The sequence below is a fragment of the Stenotrophomonas sp. RG-453 genome (assembly GCF_033843685.1).
GTDB lineage: Bacteria > Pseudomonadota > Gammaproteobacteria > Xanthomonadales > Xanthomonadaceae > Stenotrophomonas > Stenotrophomonas bentonitica_A.
Window position 1 is genome coordinate 43,461 of record NZ_JAMYED010000011.1, and the last position, 18,392, is coordinate 61,852.

Below are 18,392 nucleotides of genomic sequence, written 5' to 3' on the forward strand. Positions count from 1 at the left end.
TTTCCTGCCACGCCGGTCAGGCGCGTGGCGATGCGGTCACGCTGGGATTACCAGCTGAAGCGCGGGCCGACCGACCATTCCTTGTCACCATGGCGATCCATCTTGATGTCGCCGTTGATGCCCCAGTTCTGGTTCAACTTCACCTGGCCACCCAGGCGGCCGTAGAACTGGCCATCCGGATTGACGCCGTGCTTCTTGCTGTAATCCTCGTAGCCAGCCATGGCATAGACTTCGGCATGCTGGCCAAAGGCGGTACGGATACCGGCTTCAGCGCTGTAGCCGTTGAAGTCCTGGCCTTCCTTCGGGTCGAACTTGTTGTAGGCGACGCGGCCCACGAAGTCGGTGCTGTTGCCGATTTCCTGGTTGTAGCCAACGCCCACGCGCCACTGGTCGATCTTGAAGTCGCCGATGTCGGTCTTCTGCTGGTTGTACTCACCGAAGGCGTGGAAGTTCGGGTGGAAGGCGTAGGAACCCTTCACGCCCCAACCATCGGCCTTGCCGCCATCTGCGTCGGTCTTGACGTAGTCGGCTTCAGCATAGTTGTAGGACAGGCCTTCAGCCGCCGAAGCGGTGAACGGGAGGGCGGCGGCCAGGGCCAGAGCAATCAACGAAGTCTTCATGGGGGTACACCTTTATGTCTTGGACTACTTGCACCCGGCATGGAGGCCGGACTGCATCGGGAATGTAAATTCTCCGTTATTCGACACAACCCGCCCTGAAGTTGACCGCGTCCACAAAAGTGAATTTTGGGGCGGCGTTCAGACGCGGTCTGGCATACGCGCGTGACTTTTTCCAGGCGAGGACGGCGTGAGCGCCCGTTGCCGCGGGGATCACGCGGGGGCGTCATGCAAAGGGGAAGGCGCGCCGCGCAGGTGAACGGGGCCGGAAAGGATTCTGGTCACGACGGTGCCCTTTCGGGGCGTCACGCGCTGGGGAAGCCGCTCTTGGGGAGTTATCGGCTAACGCGTCCATCCTCCTGGATGCACCGAGGTCCGTGCCGTGGGGCGTTGGACCGCAGGGCGCCGTAGGGCGTCCTGCCCGGCAAGGCCATCATGAGCTGAATGCGTCAGCTGGACTATCAGGATGTTCCCCTCAATGACTCAGACTTTTCTGACATTTGTCCCAAAGGCAGCCCGAAAGGACGTGTCGGATGCTGAATTTGTTCACGCCATGACCCGTCTGGACAACTTCACTGGCCGCAAAGGCCAGCGGGCGCAGTGTCGAGATTCCGTCCCCCGGTTCGTCGTATGTCTTGAAGACGCCCATCCCGGCGCGTCATCTGGAGCTCTGCCATGGCCTACATCGATGGTTTTGTACTTGCCGTGCCGACCGCGAACAAAGCGAAATTCCTGGAACACGCGCACATGGGCGATGCGATCTGCATCGAGCATGGCGCGCTGCGCGTGGTCGAGTGCTGGGGCGACGATGTCCCGCATGGGAAGCAGACCGACTTCCATCGCGCGGTGGCGGCCAAGGACGATGAAGCCGTGCTGTTCTCGTGGATCGAATGGCCGGACAAAGCCACCCGCGATGCCGGCATGCAGAAGATGATGGAGGACCCGCGGATGAACCCGGAGAACAATCCGATGCCGTTCGACGGCAAGCGGATGATCTACGGTGGCTTCGTGCCGGTGGTGGAACTGACACAGTAAGCGGGGGCCCCGAGGGGCGCACACGCTGCCGCAGCGCCGCTTGAGTGCGCGCTGGAGCACCGGCATGCTCGGTGCTCCAGGCTGGCAGGAGCGCGCGCCATGATGACGATGCCGCCTGCCGGGCGACCGTCATCAGGGAGCGATACGCATGGCCGCACCACGTTCGGGGATGTTTCACTGTCTGCTCTTTCTCGGCGTGGCGGTCACCGCGATCACCAGCCCACCGGCCGGGGCCGAGGCGCCGGGCCTGGTGCAGTACCAGTGCGCCGAGCGCGTGCTCGACCAGCAGCTGCACGGCAAGGTCCGCAATGCCAGCGTCGCGCCGCGCTGGCTGCAGGACGGCCGCTTCTGGTATGCCCGCCAGGAGGACGATGGCCGCATCGGCTACGTGCTGGTCGATCCGGTGGGCTCCACGCGCGCGGCGCTGTTTGACGACGACGTGATGCGTACGGCGCTGCAGGCTGCCGGGGTCGCTGATCCGGGCAACGTCATGCAGCAGGTGGACCGCGTCGCCAACGGCGACGATGGACTACGGATTACCTTGCGCGTGGACGCACAGCGGGTGGCGGCATGCACGCTGCCGATGCCGTGCAAGGTGCAGTCATCGCCTGCCGTCGATCCGCGCGACCTGCCTGCGCCTGACGGTCGGCACAGCGTGCGGGTCGAGCAGGACAATCTGTGGCTGCGGCGCGGCGCCGACGGCGAACGACGGGCGCTCACTCTTGATGGTGAGCCTTCGTACGGCTATGGGGTACTGCCCGATTTTGCATTGCGCGGCATTCCGCGCCGGGAAGGCCGGATGCAGATACCACCGTTCGCGGTGACCTGGTCTCCGGACAGCCAGCGCCTGTTCGGCGTGCGCTACGACGAACGCCGCGTCCTGCCCTATCCCTACCTGGCCACCGCGCCGGCCACCGGCTTCCGCCCGGTCGTGCACGAAGTACGGCTGGGCCTGCTGGGCGACGTCGAGCAGGTCCGCGATGCGTGGTTCGTCAGCGAGGTGGATGGCGCCACACGCAGCATCCCCGTTCCCGCGGGCTGGCATGCATTGACCGAAGCCGGCGTGCTGGGCTGGTCGGCCGATGCCGGCAAGGTCTATACGGCGATCGCGCGCTATGACCACCCTGCACGGCTGCGTCTGGTCGAGGTGGATGTCAGTACCGGCAGCGTGCGCACCGTGCAGGAGGAGCGCAGCAATACCCGCGTGCAGCTCAACAGCTATCCCTACAACCGGCCGGCGGTGCACGTCCTGCAGCACGACGACGGCATCGTCTGGTTCTCGCAGCGCGATGGGTGGGGCCATCTGTACCTGGTCGATCGACGCGATGGACGTGTGGTCCGCCAGCTCACCAAGGGCGCATGGCTGGTGCGCGATGTGGTCGGCGTCGATGAGGTGCGTCGCCAGGTGCTGTTCACTGCGGGCGGGCGCGAGCCGGGTGATCCGTATCAACGACGCCTGTACCGCGTGTCGCTGGATGGTGGCGCGCCGGTCCTCCTCACACCTGAAGCGGCCGATCATGCGATCGATGGCGGAACCGGTGTGCTCATGGGCGGGCGTCCCTCCCACCTGTTGTCGCCCTCGGCGGCGTACGTGGTCGATGGCTACTCGCGGGTGGACCAGCCGCCAGTCAGCGTGCTGCGCTCAACGGCCGATGGCCGGGTCGTGCTGGAACTGGAGCGCGGCGACGACCGCGCCGTGCGCGCCGCCGGCTGGACGTCACCGCAGCGGGTGAGTGTCCTGGCCGCCGATGGACGCACCGAACTGCAGGCCACGGTCTATCTGCCGCCTGGCTACCGCGAGGATGGACGGCATCCGGTCATCGATGCCATGTACGGCGGACCGCACATCACCAATACCCCGGTGGGCTTCGTCGACGCCACCGCGACGATGAACCCCGTCGCGCGCTCCAGCCTGGCCCAGCTCGGCTTCGTGGTGGTGAGCATCGATGCGCGTGGCACACCCGGACGTTCCAAGGCTTTCCACGATGCCAGCTTCCTGAGCGCGGCCGATCTGCAGCTGGACGATCACGTCGCGGCGATCCGCGCGCTTGCCGTACGTTATCCGGGCATGGACCTGACGCGAGTCGGCATCTATGGGCATTCCTTCGGCGGCTACAGTGCGGCGCGTGCGCTGCTGCGTCATCCGGCCTTCTACAAAGTCGGCGTGGCTTCGGCCGGCAGCCACAGCTTCCAGGGCATGTACGGCGGCGCGATCCACGGCATGGACCGCCTGGTCGGCGGCCAGCCGGTCTATGCAGACGGCACCGCCGTGCGCCCAGCAGCGGATGCAGTGCCAGCGCTGTTCCAGCCGCTGGCCAACGATGCACTGGCCGATCGCCTGCAGGGTCGGCTGATGCTGGTCTACGGCGACCTGGATGAGAACGCGATGCCGGCGCTGACCCTGCAGTTGGCGCGCGCCCTCACGCTGGCCAACAAGGACTACGACCTGCTCTACCTGCCCAACCAGGACCACGAACTGTTCCGCAACGACGATTACTACATGCGCCGGATGTGGGATTACTTCGTCACGCATCTGATGGGCGCGACGCCGCCGCCCTACCGGATCGGGGCGGCCGCCTCGCCGTGAGGTGACGCGCCTCGCTCAGCGATGGGTATCGGCAGCATCCTCCGCTCCGCCCCCCATGCCAGCGCCGCCCATTCCTCCCATGCCACCCCCGCCTCCACCGCCCATCCCTCCGCCGCCTTTGCCGCCACCCTTGTCACCCGCATCGCCCTTGCCCTTCGCACCGGCCGAGGGCCGTGCGGGACCCTGGCGCGGGATGGTGACCGAGGCCGGGATCGGATCCAGATCCAGCGCCTGACGAATGAAGTCGCGCAGCGACACCACCAGCTCGGCGGTGGGAACAAGGCGACCCTGGGCCATCTCGTTGGCGGCGTGGGCGGCCAGGCGCACCTGCTCGTCGGTGCCCAGCAGGACGATGTCCGACAGGGCCGCTTCCACCGCATCACGGATCCGCCGCGCACGCTCGCCACCGTTCTCGGCCTCCGCCGGCAGGTGCAGCGCATCGCCGGCTTCGCTGCCGTCGGGCAGCGCGCGGAAATCCCGGCGATGGCGAGGATCGACATCGAGCGTGCCGGTGAACGAACCACCCAGGACCTTGTAAGCCGCGATCAGCGTGCGCAGTCGTTCGTTGATCTGCCGGTTCTCGCGCTCGCGGCGCTGCTGCATGGTCTGCATGACCAGCAGCCGTATGCCGACACCGATCAGGGTGATGATCGCCAGCCCAGCCAGGGTGGAGAGCATGGCCTGCCAGGAGGTGAAGTCGAGACCGCGCATGGAATGCCTCCAGAAGTCGGCGTCCAGACTAGCAGGACGATACGCCCGCAATCGTCAAGGCTGCGCCGTGCTCAACCCGTGCAGTACTGCTCCAGTTGTGCGATCCGGGCCTGATAGGCGTCTTCCAGACAGGAGGCGTCGCTGCACTGGTTGCGCTGATGTTGCAGCCACTGCCGCTGATCGGCGCGCAATGCAGCGCGGTCCGTCCCACATGCAGGTGCATCGGCATACGCTCGAGCCATGCGAACGTCCATGGCTGCCAGGCTGGCGTCACTGCATAGCAGGTGTTCGGCAGGATGGCTCGCCCGGGCGCAGTCGAAACTCGGTCGGGCCGTCGCTTGCTCAGCCTCGCGCGCCATGCGCGCCATCATGCCGGCATAGCCGGTTTCATCTGCAGGCGCTGCCTGCACTGCGATTCGCTCAATGGCTTCCGGCCCGGCTGGCGCATCAAGGGGATCGGCGGATTCCGAGTCCAGGTCAAACCCCTCTGTGGTCGCCGCCGCATCGGTGTGGAGGGTGACGTCGCTCACCTCTGGCGCGGCTGCTTCCACGGGAAGGCTATCGGTCGCAGCCACTTTGCGCCGTCGCTTTTCGTTCTCGGCAGCCACGGCCGCAAGTTCCGAAAGCTCGTTGGGCGTCACCAGGAACTGACCCGCCGCCAGACCGTAGGTCACCTCGATGTTGTTCATCAGGATACGCCGCCACCACCCGGGACGATCCTGTTCGTTGCGATCGATCACCCGCTGAAGTGCCTGCCTGGCAGCAGCATAGGCCTGGGGGTCCGGATCGGGAATCTTTGCGAACTCGTCTTCCAGCCGATCAAGCATCAACTGTGTTGCAGCGACGTTGTACTTGACGCGCATGGCAACGCACTTTGTCGTCGCGCCTGCACCGAAACACTCGGAGCGGAACTCCATCGCCATCAGGTCGAGGCGGATCGCCCGACCCTGCTGGCAGCCGGCAAGCACGACCAACAGTACACCCCACAGAATTTTCTTCACTGCGTATCCCCTGATGCGTCCAATGCGTGATGCCCTGCGGCAGCTGCCTTTCTGCAGGCATATTCCTTCATGCGCGGGCGATAATGCGGCTTGGAGCCAAATGCGTCACGTCAGGAGTTTCCCTACAGGCACCATTCGCATGCGTTTGTTCCATGCCGTTGACTTTAGGATATCCTTGCCCGCGAAAGGATACAGGGGGACGGCGTGGCCGCCGGAGCAGAGCGAGGTGTCCGTTGGCACCTGGATAATGAGTCGTGGGTGCAGAATGGAACCGGATTTTCTCTGGTCGCCATCGACGCTGCCGTGCCTCCAACATCACTGAGCGATCTGGACTATCTGTCTGGCGCGTATCGCGTGCCCGAGGGGGGTTATCTCCCGGGCAGCTTCCGGTTTTCTCCCTTTACCGGCCAGCCGCTTGAGCGGCGCCCGGTTGAGCAGTGGCGAACACCGTTTGGCGGGGATGATGGGGGGCGCAGCTGCAGCGCCTCCGCGGCGGAACCGATCCCCTCGACGCTTCAGGCGCTGTTCGATCAATGGCAGCGAAGTGGCCAGTCCATGCAGGACGCCGCCGAGGTGATCAAGTCACCGCAGCCGAGTGGCCTGTTCTTTTTCAGCAGCCGCGCCGGTGGCCATCGCAATGGATTGTTCGCGGCGAGCCGCTCTGGCCAGCTGTCGCTTTGGCAGCACGGTCACCGCCATTGGGTGCCGCTGACACCGCGCGGGGCCTCACTCGGCCGCAGCCATCTTGAAACATGGGCGAATGCTACACTGACGTTGCCGCACGACGATGGCCATGAGGTGATCATGGCGACTGATTCAGGTGCCGATTGCGTCAGCGTCGACGCAATGACATTGAGCTATCAGATTGATCGCGCGGTGGGTCGGTCCCTGGGTGCACCCGGCCTGCTGGACGATGCCGCCTTCGTGCCACAGGAACATGAGGGCCAATGGTGCCTTGCGATCCGCCGCACCGGTGAGGCATGGCAGCAGTTGGTGCTGACGCTTGACGCGCCCCTGCAACTGCTTGCTGCGCCGATCAGCGATCCAGCGCACCGCAGCCTGTTCTGGATCGGCACGCAGGGCGTGCTGAGCGTGCGCCTGGACGGCCAGGGGGACGTTTACACCCGGTGGCAGAGCTGGCCCGAGGGCTATCAGGCCACCCCGGTTCTGGGTCCACCGTATCGCGACGGCGAAGGCTTCTGGCAGTTGCTGTATGACACCCGGGACAAAAAGTGGCTGCTCACCCGGTTGGACACCGTGCTGCCCGAGCAACGCCCCGCGCCACGCGGATACACCAGCACCGGCCGAACCAGCTTTCAGTTCAACGTCCGCCTGGAGCGCCCGTGGGACGAGTTCGACCATGACCTGTATTCGGTGACCCATGTGGTCTATCCGTTCCTGGAAGTCGTCGAACCGGGGTTGATGCTGTCGCTCCACGCGCCGCTGCCGCAGCAGCGCAGCCTGCTGTCATTCTTCGAGAGTCAGGCGACCGTGCATGCCACGTTCTGCCTGGAGCGGATCGGCGGTCATGCCTACACCTATGCCATGGACACACCCTCGCCCTGGAATGCGCAGTGGTTCGTCCACGATGAGGCACTGTGGCTCTGGGTAGACGCGCGCGGCACCCTGCTGCGTTGGAGCCTGCCGCAATGAACGGCGTCGTCCTGAATCGCCTGCTGGGCGTCGCGGTGCTGCTGGCGAGCAGCATGGGCATGAGCGTCGGAGCCACCGAACTGCGGCAGGCAGTACTGGTGCAGAACTCTGGCTGGATGGAGCCGTTCTACGTCGATGCCGAGTCGCCCTTCAAGCCGCTTGTCACGCAGCTGGCGCAGGATGCGGCTGGCCACGGAGAGGTCGTGGTGGGCGCGTTCAACCAGTCCGATGCTACCCACCCCTCGCCGGAGTGGGTGTATCGCGGACCGGGCAACCACCCGGGGCTCGCCCAGGCGATGACGCGCCTGCAGATGGCGCACAAAGGTAGCGGCGCACTGGCCGACACCGACTTCAAGGAAGCGCTGCTCGGTGCGATCGAGGTGGGCCTGGAAGGCCGCCCGGGCATCATCTGGATCGTCACCAACAACAAGAACAGCCCCAACAACAGTACCGAGGTCGTGGCTCGCAATCGCGAGTTCTACGAGCTGCTGCATGGTGAGGATGTCATCAGCCGGATCGCTGCGTTTCCGCTGAAGATGCCGGTACAGGGCAAGCATTACCGCGCCAACGGTTTGATGCTGTACGCGTTGGCCTACGGCGAACCGGCCTCGGCCGCGCTGGACGCGATACTCGCGCAACCAGCCCTGACCGCACTGCTTCCCGAGGGACATGTGCGCCTGAAGCCACTGAACGAAGCGGCCGTGCGCTTCAGCCCGACGGGTGTGAAAGATTCGCCGGGCATCGCCGCTGGCCTCGCCCCCGACGGCCACACCCTCGTGCTGTCGTTCGACGCCAGCACGCAGGTGCGCACTGCACAGGTGCAGGGCCGGTTCGAGAATCTGTTCAATCCCTACCGTATCGTCAGCGCTGACACGTCATTGGTGACGCCGCCAGCCATCGGCCTGCAGGGCGAGATGTCCACGCACTCGCTGCAGGCGCTGGATCCAGGCAAACAGAGTGATCCGCTGACCCTGCGCCTGTCGCTGCCCCCCCTGCCGTCGCAGTGGTCGCGTGAGGTGTTGCTACGCAGCGGCTATGAACGGCGCGGGGCGATCGATATCCACCTGGATAACCAGCAGCTGGAAGTATCGCCGCAGTTCCGCGCGCACATGGCCGACCTCTTCCCGGGGGATGCGCTGCCGGAGGTCTTCCTTCCTCCGGTCACGGCCAATGCCTCGGTCACACGGGTCCCGCTGCTGCTTCGGGTGCAGTACCCGGTGTGGCCTGCCGTGGTGGTCTATGGCGGCGGCCTGCTTGCCCTGATCGGGGCGTTGCTGTTTCTCGTGCTGGTGACCGGCGCGCGCAAAGCAACGGTCTGGATCGACGATCAACCCCAGCACCTGCGGCTCAAACCGTTCACCACTACCGAGGTGCGCGATGCCAACGGCACGCATGTTGCCACGGTCCGTCGCGGCGCGTTCAAGCCTCGCGTGAGCTGGGCCCAACCTGATACATCCATCCGCATCAACTAAACGATTCACCGCCAAGGACAGAGCATGAGCCAGAAGAGTTCCCTCCCAGCGCCAGTGACCGACCAGCCGGCCACCGCCACGCCGTCCGAACAGACCGCACCGGCGACGACCGCGGGAACGCAGCAGCCGACTGCGACCTTCACCGGCGACTGGGACATCCAGGTCGGCGAGCAGACCAGCAGCCGCGATGCGCTGATTGGTGGTGTGGTGCTGCTGGTGCTGGCCGTGGTGTTCTTCGTGGTGAAGAACGCGTATGCCAACTGGCGGGTCAAGGAGCGCGTCGCGCCGAGTCGTGCCAATGCGTCGGGCTGGTTCCTGTTCATCGGTCTGATGGCGGTCGCCACGGTGACCGTGCTGGCCTTCGTCAACGCCGGGCGGTTCCTGGCGCCGTTGTATCTGGTGCCGATGAGCGCCTTGGCCGGCGTGTCGTTGATCGCCTGGCTCGCCACCTTCTCCGCCAAGCGTTGATCCAGGGGTCCGCCGCATGAACGATGCCACCGAAAGTACCTCCCTGCCCGGTCAGCCGCCGCAGGTAACCGAGAAGATCCGTCCGACGCTGTTCATCGCCCTCGGCGGCACCGGCATGAAGGTCAACATCCGTCTGCGCCGCCGCATTCTCAATGCGATCTGGGGCGGCAACGCGAAGGTCGAGAACGTCGCCGACTTCCCGGTGGCACAGTTCATCAACTTCGATCTGGATGCCGGTGAGGTCACCCAGGACGGCAAGTCGGTCAAGACCGACGTACTGGCCGAGCAGGTCGCCTTCACTCCAGAAGAGAAGATCATCGAGCGGCTGGACCTCAACAAGTACACCCAGTCCGACGACGAGCTGCGGCGTCATCGGGAAGTAGCTGAGTGGTTCCCGCTCACGCCCGAGCGCATCCGCCTGCTGGGCGTGGATCCAAGCAAAGGCGCAGGCCAGATCCGTGCGCTGTCCCGCCTGTACTTCTTCGACAAGTATCCGGTGATCCGGGACAAGCTGCGCGACAAGATCGAGACGCTGCTGAGCAACATCGGCGCGCGTGCGGACAAGCTCAAGAAGCTGGGACTGGAAGTGGAGCCGGGCAAGGTGCGGGTGGTCATCACCGGTTCGGCGGCCGGCGGCACGGGCTCCGGCTCGTTCCTGGACATGGGCTACCTAGCCAAGGCGATCCTCAAGGAGAAGAATGTCGAGGGCAAGGTCGACCTGTACATGGTCCTTCCCGGCGGCTTCATCACCACCACCAACCCCGACCGCATCCAGGCCAACGGTTACGCCGCGTTGATGGAGCTTGAGACTGCACTGCGCGGCAATGTCCTGGTCAAGCATTGGGATGCCTCGGACAACCTGCACATCGACAGTCGCCCGTACGACGATGTGTACATCGTCGACAACACCAACGTGGCGATGGCCAAGACCAGTGAACAGGAAGACATCTACGAGATGCTCTCGGATGTCTTCTTCACCGACTTCACCTCCCAGGACTTCGCCAACCGCAAGCGCTCTGTGGCCGTCAACCAGAACCAGCACAAGATCCGCGCCTATTCGGTTCCGCTGCCGCAGGACTATGGTGACGATACGGAACTGCGTTTCACCGCGAGCTACTCCGGCGTCGGCCAGGCCGTGCTTGATACCCAGGTGGAAGCGCGCCAGAACGTACGCATGAACCGCCAGGTGCAGGCGATGCTCAAGGCGTTCTTCGGCATCGCCAATATCCAGGCCCCGGGCAACCGCCCCACTGATAAAGAACGCGATGATTTCCTGCGTGAGCAGCTGGCGATCGTGCCACGCACCTTTACGGATATTCCGCAGTTCCTCTCCCGCGGCGATCTTGCCACGCTCAACGGTGAGTTCACGCACTACCAGGTCGCTGATGATCTGTTGAAAGTGACCGGCGACGCCAGCATCGGTGCGCAGATCGAACAGAAAGTCGAGAATGCCTTCCAGCAGCTGATGCACGGCAGCGCTGACCGCGACCAATGGCCGCTGCACGTCCAGGATGTGATCAAGCAGCTTGAGCGCGATACCAAGGGCAACCGGGTGGACAGCGCCGACCGCAACCACGAAGTCCGCATCAAGGAGAATCGCCAGCGGGTGTTGCTGTCGATTACCGATGAGGCTGAACTGCCGGCGCAGATCTTCCGGCGCCTGGACGATGACGAGCGCGGTGGCCTGGACTACACGCTGGCCTTGGTGGAAATGATCAAGGACCGGCTCGAGAACGAAGGTACCGGCATCGTTCCTGCGCTGGAACGCAATGCGCAGCGATTCGCCGAGATTTCCGAGAGGCTGCAGAACGCCGAGCTTGCGCGCGAGTTCGAACGCCTCAAGGAGACCACCGGCAAGGGTCTGCTTGCGCGGATCAGCGGCAAGGACAAGCAGGCCGAGACCGTACTGGCGCAGATCAAGGAAACGATCCGCGACAGCCTGCTGTTCTACGTGCGCTCGGTCGCTTCGCGCGAAGCCGCCAACCTGCTGCGCGACGTCTCGGGCTGGCTCGGCGTCAAGGAAGCTGTCGATGCCCACGGTCGCCCGCTTTGGAGTGGTTTCGTCGGGCGCCTGCAGGACGGTCGCCAGTCGGTTGAGTCCCTGCTGCTGCACGTCGAGCGTGACATCGGCAAGATCGAGGCGGCCATCGCCGAGAAGCATGCGACCCTGATCGCGCTCAAGGCACCGCAGGACGAAGAGCAGCCGGCAATCGATCCGGCCGAGTTCAGGCAATGGGCCAAGGAAGCATTCAAGGACTTCGGTGGCTCCCAGACGCTGTTCCAGAAGCTGCTCAGCGACGACGGCGCGCAGGAAGTGTTGGGCAAGCTGCGCAACAAGGCCGTGGCACAGCTGCCCCAGGTCGATGCCCGAACCCAGACCGATCCGCTGATGCAGGCGCTGGCCGCGCTTACGCCCGAGCAGCTGCGCGAGACGTTCCGCCTGCTGCTTCAGCGTGCGATGCCATGGGTGCCGCTGAACCTCAACGGTGGATTTGATATCTCCAAGGACCGCTACACCTGCCTGGTCGGCGTAAAGGATGCGCGCCTGTTCCGGCGCCAGTACGGCGCGATGCTGGAGCAGGCCGTACCGCAGGGCACCGGCATGACCGCCAGCCAGATCGACTTCGTCGAATCCGGCATTCCGGGCAAGCTGATCTGCTTCACCGAGTTGTCTGGCTTCCCGGTTCCGGCACTCACGCCACTGCCGACCTATCAGGCGGCTTACCGCAAAGAGGCGGCCCGTATTCCGCTGCACATCCACAAGCGGGTCAGCCAGTTCGTGCAGCCCATCCAGTTCACTCAGGGCCAGTACCGGCAGTTCGCTGAGGATTTCAGGATATACCTGCATGCCCTCGGCCTGGGGGTGCTCAAGCGCCGTGCCGATGGCAAGTATGAGATCACGCTGGAAGGCGACGGGTTCAGCATCGGCGATGAATTCTCCGTGCGGCAGAGTGGCCTGGACGGGAATGACAAACGCAACATCGAAGAACAGCTGCGCCAGCGCTCGGCCAACGTGCGCGACCCGCTGCAGCTGGCTGTGCTGGCCCAGCTGTTCCGGCATTACGCCACCGTGGCATACAAGCCGATCAAGCAGGAGGACCAGCAGGGTCGCGAAAGCTTGAAGAAGCGCTTCCCCTACAAGCTGAGTGAGATGTTGGCCACCGACTATCGGCAGAAGCTGGTGCAGGCCGCCGGTGACGAAGCCGACCGGATCGAAGAGCGCGCCCGTGCATTGTTCGACGCCTGGACGCAGCCGGTTACCGGCTCTTCGGCCGATGTCTATGCTGACGAGGTCGCCACCGACCGGGGCGAGAAGCGACAGGTAAGTGATGCCTTCGCCCAGATGCTTGGCGTTACGTCCATTGCGGGCACGAGCGCGGCGAGGCTTGCCCCGGGCGCGGTACCACCGCCTCCGCCGCAGGGCAGCCTGCCCGGGGCACCCCCGCCACCGCCGCCGATGGTCGATTACAGCTACTACGTCGGCTACAACAACCAGTCGCTGGGACCATATACGGTCCAGCAGCTGCAGCAGTTCGTGGGCACCGGCAACATCAACCGCAACAGCCTGCTCTGGCGCGAAGGCATCGAGTGGAGCGCGGCCGGTGCACTGCCGGAACTGGGCCATCTGTTCACCGCCCCATCGGCCCCGCAACCGCCGGCTCCCCCGCCGCCGCCCACCGGGTACTGAGGCTGTATCGCCGTAATGACTGACGCCAGCGCCACCGCCTCGATCTGTGTCAACGACCAGTGCATGAAGCCCCTGCCCGGGCAGGTACGCTTCTGCCCGTTCTGTGGGGTATCCGCGCCCGCGGTCGTGGCGCCGCCGGTCATAGCCCCGGCGGCGGTCATGCCGCCGCCCCCGATTCCTGCGACACCCTCGCCAGCGGCGCCGACAGTGGTGGAATCCGTGCCTCCACCGGCCCCTGCAGCGCCTCCGCCTTCCGCTGCGCAACCGGCATCTGCGCCGGGACCCAAGCGCTCGACCAGGCCACCTGCGCCTCCCGCGCCGATCGCGCCTGCGCCGATCGCTCCCGGGCCGAGCCCACGACCACGCTCACGCGTGCCGCTGGTCCTGGTCTGCCTGGTCCTGGGCGGGCTGTTCTGGGCGATCTTCCTGCGCGATCGAGGTACGTCGCCAACGGTGTCTGCCGGCCGCATCGAAGCGCATCGTGCGGCTGTGGAGTCATGCCTCGCGCGGGCAGACCTGGCCTGTGCACGCGTCGCCTTGCTGGGCATGCAGCGCGATCTTCCGGGTGAAGAGAACTGGCGCGATCTGCAGGTCCGGGTGACTGCATTGGAAGCCGACCTTGCCAAGCAGGCCGAGCCCGCGCGCCCGACCCGCGCAGCGACACCGGCACCGGCTCCAGCGCCAACCGCCGCACAGGTACCCCTCCACACTGAGGTTGCCCAGGCGCCCCCCCCACCTTCGTCGATCCCGGACCGGTCTGCACAGGTGGATGCCGCATCGCGCGAGCGCGCTCCCGTGCGCTATCCGCCGGATGCAGTGCGTACCGGGGCACGCGGAACCGTTCTGCTCAGCATCGATGTTGCCGAAGATGGCACCGCGACGGCCATTTCGGTGATGCGCACCAGTCGGGTGCGGTCGCTGGACCGTGCTGCGCTGGAAGCAGCGCGTCGCTGGCGTTATCTACCGGCCATCCGGGAGGGACAGGCGAATGCAAGCACGATGCAGCTGGAGGTGAGCTTCAGCCCAGACGCGGGCACCGCCTCAGACATGGCCGACCTGCGCCAACCTGACAACAGCTACCCGCCCAAAGCGCCGACGATCTCGCTGCCACCGGCAGCGGCGCCGGAAGCAGGCCTGCTGAGCAAGGCGCGGGTTGAACTGCAGCAAGGCCGCTACGACGTCGCCGTAGCCCTGGGCGAATCGGCCCTGCAGGTCAATCCTGACTCAGCGGCTGCCCGGTCGCTCATCCGCCAAGCAAAGGCGGAGCGCGACCGTGTCATGCGCGAAACCACCATCGAATGATGCCCGCCCCACTTCACACCAGGTGTTGACCATGAAAAAGGACTATTTCGCCCCCGCCTCGCTCGGCAAGGTGCTGTTGATCGGCCTCGCTACCGCCGGCACGCTTACCGGCTGCACCACGGGCAATCAGATGACCCGATCGGACTGGGGCAAGTGCCTGGGAGCGATCGCGCTGGGCACCGGCGCCGGCGCGCTGGTCAATGGTGAGAAAGGTGCCTACGTCGGCGCTGCGGCCGGCATCGCCGCCTGCTTCGTGATCAACGCACAAAGCCGCCGCACCCGTAGCGCGGCCCAGGTGGAGTCGGACTACCGGTCGCGCTACTCGCAGCTGCCGGAGTCTGCCGAGGTCGTGCATTACCAGACCAGCCTCCCCGGCAACAGCGTACGGCGTGGTGAACCGCTGAAGATCGTCTCCAACATCGAAGCGGTCAGCGGCCGCCAGCAGCCGATCCGCGAGGTCAAGGAACAGATCCGGATTTACGAACCCGGCCAGTCCGAACCCTTCAAAACCGCCGAGAAAGTCGCCAGCGAGAGTGCAGGCAGCGGTGCGTACGAGAACACCTTCACCGTGACCTTCCCGTCCAACATGCCGCAGGGGCGCTACAGCATCCAGACCGACGTATTCGTCAATGGCGAGCGGTTGGACAAGGGCAGCAACCAGATCCAGGTGGTGTATGACGGCGAGCACCTGATGCGCGAGTTCGCCGCGATCGCGGCGCGCTGATGTTACCGGGGTGCCCTTCGGGGCGCCCTGTCTCCCCATGAGGGGATGATTACCCCGCCCACGTGTCTGGGTTGGGGATGAGCCCAGTGCATGGCTCCGACCATGCCGCTCCCGCCCTCAGGCAGGAGCAGCACGTTACGACGACTTACTTGCGCGCGCGCTTGGCCGGTGCCTTGCGGGCAACCGGCTTGGCCGCAGCACGCTTGGCCGGGGCAGCCTTGCGGGCCGGGGCCTTCTTGGCTACCGCCTTCTTGGCGGTTGCGACCTTCTTGCCGACGGTCTTCCTGGCCGCTGCGGTCTTCTTGGTCACGGCCTTCTTGGCGGTGGCGACCTTCTTGCCGACCGACTTGCGGGCGACGGCGGTCTTCTTGCCGGCCACCTTCTTGGCGGTCGCGGTCTTCCGGGTCACGGCCTTCTTGGCGGTCGCCGACTTCTTGGCAACGGCCTTCTTGGCGGTGGCGACCTTCTTGCCGACGGTCTTCTTGGCGACGGCGGTCTTCTTGCCGGCAACCTTCTTGGCCGCTGCGGTCTTCTTGGTTACGGCCTTCTTGGCGGTCGCCGACTTCTTGGCAACAGCGGTCCGGGCAGCGGCGACCTTCTTGCCGACGGTCTTCTTGGCGGCGGCGGTCTTCTTGGTCACGGCCTTCTTGGCGGTCGCGGTCTTCTTGGCGACGGCCTTCTTGGCGGTGGCGACCTTCTTGGTCACGGTCTTCTTGGCAGCAGCCGCCTTCTTGGTCACGGCCTTCTTGGCGGTGGTGGCCTTCTTGCCGGCAGCCTTGGTGGTCTTGGTCACGGCCTTTTCAGCGGTGGCCTTCTTCTTGGCGACCTGCTTCTTGATCGCGGTGGCTTCGGCCTTGGCGTTCTTCTTGGCCGCTTCCAGCTTCTGCTTGGCGGTGGCCAGGGTCTTGCCGACCGACTTGGCCGCCTTGTCAGCCTTCTTGGCGACGGTCTTCTCGACCTTGGTCACGGCCTTCTTGACCTTGGCGACCTGGGTGGTGGCAGCCTTGCGCGCGCGCTTGGCGGTCTTCTTGACCGAAGCCACTGCATCTTCCGCTACGTGTGCGATGGTCTCGCCGACGTTGGTGGCGGTTTCTTTTGCATCTTCGACGGTCTGCGAGAGAACCGTGGTCACACCATTACCGTTGCTCATTGAGTGCCTCCTAAGGGGCCTGGTTAGTCAAATCGCTGGCGATGCTATACCGGCGCGGTCCATCGTGGAACGGTCTTGATGCGATGCACGTGCCAAGCCGACAGTAGCACCCTCATCGGCGGCAGCAAGCAACGCACCGGCCGCGTGCACGAAACCCCTTGAAAACAGCATCGGCGTTCCCGCAGAAGATGCATGCGATGTGTCTCGATGCGCATGTCCGCCGCGCCCGGCGATGCAATGATGGATCGTCGTAGTTGATCCATTCCGTGCCCTCGTACTGCGTATTTGCGCTGGTTTGGATGGCGCGGGCGCGGCCGATGGACGCGCCTGCCGGTACGGTCTTCCCCTGCCGCGGGTATCCTGGCGCACCCGCTCTGCAGGTGGCCAGCGGCACACATCGCCCTGGCTGCCGGCGCCCATCCGTCGTGCGGCGCGACGTCGCCGGCAATGAATTTCATCCAGGGTTTAGCCGGTAGCGGACACACTCATTCAGGTTGAATTACCGTATACGTGTTCTCACCTCACCCGTCCCCTCCGACACGGAACCGCCGGACCATGCGACCGCTCCCGACCCTGCTCACGCTCGCCCTCGCCGCTGCCTTCGGCGGGTTCACTGCCACGGCCATCAATGCGCACCTGGACAACCGTGCCGAGGCGGCGCCGGCCGCGTATACGATCCCGACCACGGCCGCGCTGCCCGCAGCGGTCGCCGGCCAGGCGGTGCCGTCGCTGGCACCGATGCTGGAACGGGTGATGCCGGCCGTGGTCAGCGTCAACACCAAGCAGGTGGTACGGGTGCGCAACCCCTACTTCAACGATCCCTTTTTCCGCCGGCTGTTCCCCGAAGTGCCTCAGGAGCGCATCAACGAATCGCTGGGCTCGGGTGTGATCATCGATGCCGCCGAGGGGCTGGTACTGACCAACCACCACGTCATCGATAACGCCGACGACGTGCAGGTGACCCTGGCCGACGGGCGCACGGTCAAGGCGGAATTCATCGGCTCCGATGCCGATACCGATGTCGCATTGATCCGGATTCCGACCGGCAACCTGACCGAAATCAAGCTCGGCGACAGCGCGCAGCTGCGCGTCGGCGACTTCGTAGTGGCGATCGGCAACCCGTTCGGTTTCAGCCAGACGGTCACCTCCGGCATCGTCTCGGCCGTGGGGCGCAGCGGCATCCGCGGGCTGGGCTACCAGAACTTCATCCAGACCGATGCCTCGATCAACCCGGGCAACTCCGGCGGTGCGCTGGTCAATCTGCAGGGGCAGCTGGTCGGCATCAATACGGCCAGCTTCAACCCGCAGGGCAGCATGGCCGGCAATATCGGCCTGGGCCTGGCGATCCCCTCCAACCTGGCGCGCGACGTCGTGGACCAGCTGGTCAAGCACGGCGTGGTGGTGCGTGGCACGCTCGGCATCGAGGCGCAGAACCTGACCCAGCAGATCGCGCAGGGCCTGGGCCTGACCGAGACGCGCGGCGCGCTGGTCACGCGCGTGCTGGCCGGCTCCGGTGCCGCCGCTGCCGGCCTCAAGCCGGGCGATGTGGTGGTGTCGGCCAATGGCCAGCGGGTGGACAGCGCGCAGGCGCTGCACAACGTGGAAGGCCTGCAGCCGGTCGGCAGCACGCTGACCCTGGACGTGCGCCGCGAGGGCAAGCCGCTGCAGATCAAGGCCACGCTCAAGGAGCAGGCGCGCGCGGTCACCGGGGAATCGCTCGACCCGCGCCTGAGCGGTGCCACCTTCGTCGATCTGCCCGAGTCGCTGCGCCAGGCCGGCGTGAGTGGTGTGCTGGTCAGCGAGGTCAAACGCGGCAGCCGCGCCGCCAACTCCGGGCTGGCGCAGGGCGATGTGATCACCGCGGCAACGGCAGGTGAGTTTGCCGATCTCGCCAGCTGGCGTGCCAACTTCCAGCAGCGTCCGGCCCAGCTGGTGCTGCGGATCATCCGTGGAAACGGCGGTGGCCAGCTGGTGATGCGCTGAA

13 protein-coding genes are annotated in these 18,392 nt (G+C 65.4%); 9 read left to right on the plus strand and 4 right to left on the minus strand.

The window, feature by feature from the left end:
* Positions 1–47: 47 nt before the first annotated feature.
* The gene (locus NJD74_RS18570; protein ID WP_019185563.1) at positions 48–620 is read right to left on the minus strand and encodes an Ax21 family protein; all 573 of its coding nucleotides are present in this window, start codon (positions 618–620) and stop codon (positions 48–50) included.
* 672 nt (positions 621–1,292) lie between these two features.
* On the opposite strand from NJD74_RS18570, the gene NJD74_RS18575 reads away from it, so the two are divergent.
* Both NJD74_RS18575 and NJD74_RS18580 read left to right on the plus strand, forming a co-directional pair.
* Positions 1,293–1,652 (plus strand): DUF1428 domain-containing protein, encoded by a 360-nt coding sequence (locus tag NJD74_RS18575; protein WP_019185562.1) that lies wholly within the window; start codon positions 1,293–1,295, stop codon positions 1,650–1,652.
* Positions 1,653–1,821: 169 nt separating this feature from the next.
* On the plus strand, positions 1,822–4,239 hold the full coding sequence (locus NJD74_RS18580; RefSeq protein WP_319624749.1) for a DPP IV N-terminal domain-containing protein: 2,418 nt from the start codon (positions 1,822–1,824) through the stop codon (positions 4,237–4,239).
* 15 nt (positions 4,240–4,254) lie between these two features.
* Here the strand turns inward: NJD74_RS18580 and NJD74_RS18585 are convergent, their stop codons facing one another.
* On the minus strand, positions 4,255–4,950 hold the full coding sequence (locus NJD74_RS18585; protein ID WP_319624750.1) for a hypothetical protein: 696 nt from the start codon (positions 4,948–4,950) through the stop codon (positions 4,255–4,257).
* A gap of 71 nt (positions 4,951–5,021) precedes the next feature.
* Complete coding sequence (locus tag NJD74_RS18590; RefSeq protein ID WP_102788878.1) at positions 5,022–5,951, minus strand: lysozyme inhibitor LprI family protein; 930 nt, start codon at positions 5,949–5,951, stop codon at positions 5,022–5,024.
* 258 nt (positions 5,952–6,209) lie between these two features.
* On the opposite strand from NJD74_RS18590, the gene NJD74_RS18595 reads away from it, so the two are divergent.
* The 6 genes from NJD74_RS18595 to NJD74_RS18620 all read left to right on the plus strand — a co-directional run bounded on the left by NJD74_RS18595 (position 6,210) and on the right by NJD74_RS18620 (position 15,258).
* Positions 6,210–7,604 (plus strand): hypothetical protein, encoded by a 1,395-nt coding sequence (locus tag NJD74_RS18595; protein WP_319624751.1) that lies wholly within the window; start codon positions 6,210–6,212, stop codon positions 7,602–7,604.
* Entirely contained in the window at positions 7,601–9,076 is a 1,476-nt protein-coding gene (locus NJD74_RS18600; protein WP_319624752.1) for a hypothetical protein, read from the plus strand. The genes NJD74_RS18595 and NJD74_RS18600 overlap by 4 nt, the downstream gene beginning before the upstream one ends.
* 24 nt (positions 9,077–9,100) lie before the next feature.
* Positions 9,101–9,544, plus strand: a complete 444-nt coding sequence (locus tag NJD74_RS18605) for a hypothetical protein (protein WP_026070152.1) — start codon at positions 9,101–9,103, stop codon at positions 9,542–9,544.
* Positions 9,545–9,560: 16 nt separating this feature from the next.
* The gene (locus tag NJD74_RS18610) at positions 9,561–13,232 is read left to right on the plus strand and encodes a tubulin-like doman-containing protein (protein ID WP_070474445.1); all 3,672 of its coding nucleotides are present in this window, start codon (positions 9,561–9,563) and stop codon (positions 13,230–13,232) included.
* A gap of 372 nt (positions 13,233–13,604) precedes the next feature.
* Positions 13,605–14,534: an energy transducer TonB gene (locus NJD74_RS18615; protein ID WP_070474438.1), complete on the plus strand. Its 930-nt coding sequence runs from the start codon at positions 13,605–13,607 to the stop codon at positions 14,532–14,534.
* Between the two features lie 31 nt (positions 14,535–14,565).
* Positions 14,566–15,258: a hypothetical protein gene (locus NJD74_RS18620; RefSeq protein WP_019185552.1), complete on the plus strand. Its 693-nt coding sequence runs from the start codon at positions 14,566–14,568 to the stop codon at positions 15,256–15,258.
* A 145-nt stretch (positions 15,259–15,403) separates the two neighbouring features.
* Here NJD74_RS18620 and NJD74_RS18625 read toward each other — a convergent pair whose 3' ends face one another.
* Positions 15,404–16,408, minus strand: a complete 1,005-nt coding sequence (locus NJD74_RS18625; protein WP_284128520.1) for a histone — start codon at positions 16,406–16,408, stop codon at positions 15,404–15,406.
* 555 nt (positions 16,409–16,963) lie between these two features.
* Here NJD74_RS18625 and NJD74_RS18630 point away from each other — a divergent pair.
* A complete protein-coding gene (locus tag NJD74_RS18630; RefSeq protein WP_019185549.1) occupies positions 16,964–18,391 on the plus strand; it encodes a Do family serine endopeptidase in 1,428 nt (475 codons plus the stop codon).
* The last annotated feature ends 1 nt before the right edge of the window (position 18,392 follow it).

Coding starts and splice junctions, on each gene's coding strand:
- NJD74_RS18580 (WP_319624749.1), top strand. CDS start 1,822: ATGTTTCACTGTCTGCTCTTTCTCGGCGTGGCGGTCACCGCGATCACC.
- NJD74_RS18620 (WP_019185552.1), top strand. CDS start 14,566: ATGAAAAAGGACTATTTCGCCCCCGCCTCGCTCGGCAAGGTGCTGTTG.
- NJD74_RS18625 (WP_284128520.1), bottom strand. CDS start 16,408: ATGAGCAACGGTAATGGTGTGACCACGGTTCTCTCGCAGACCGTCGAA.
- NJD74_RS18610 (WP_070474445.1), top strand. CDS start 9,561: ATGAACGATGCCACCGAAAGTACCTCCCTGCCCGGTCAGCCGCCGCAG.
- NJD74_RS18570 (WP_019185563.1), bottom strand. CDS start 620: ATGAAGACTTCGTTGATTGCTCTGGCCCTGGCCGCCGCCCTCCCGTTC.
- NJD74_RS18575 (WP_019185562.1), top strand. CDS start 1,293: ATGGCCTACATCGATGGTTTTGTACTTGCCGTGCCGACCGCGAACAAA.
- NJD74_RS18630 (WP_019185549.1), top strand. CDS start 16,964: ATGCGACCGCTCCCGACCCTGCTCACGCTCGCCCTCGCCGCTGCCTTC.
- NJD74_RS18585 (WP_319624750.1), bottom strand. CDS start 4,950: ATGCGCGGTCTCGACTTCACCTCCTGGCAGGCCATGCTCTCCACCCTG.
- NJD74_RS18600 (WP_319624752.1), top strand. CDS start 7,601: ATGAACGGCGTCGTCCTGAATCGCCTGCTGGGCGTCGCGGTGCTGCTG.
- NJD74_RS18605 (WP_026070152.1), top strand. CDS start 9,101: ATGAGCCAGAAGAGTTCCCTCCCAGCGCCAGTGACCGACCAGCCGGCC.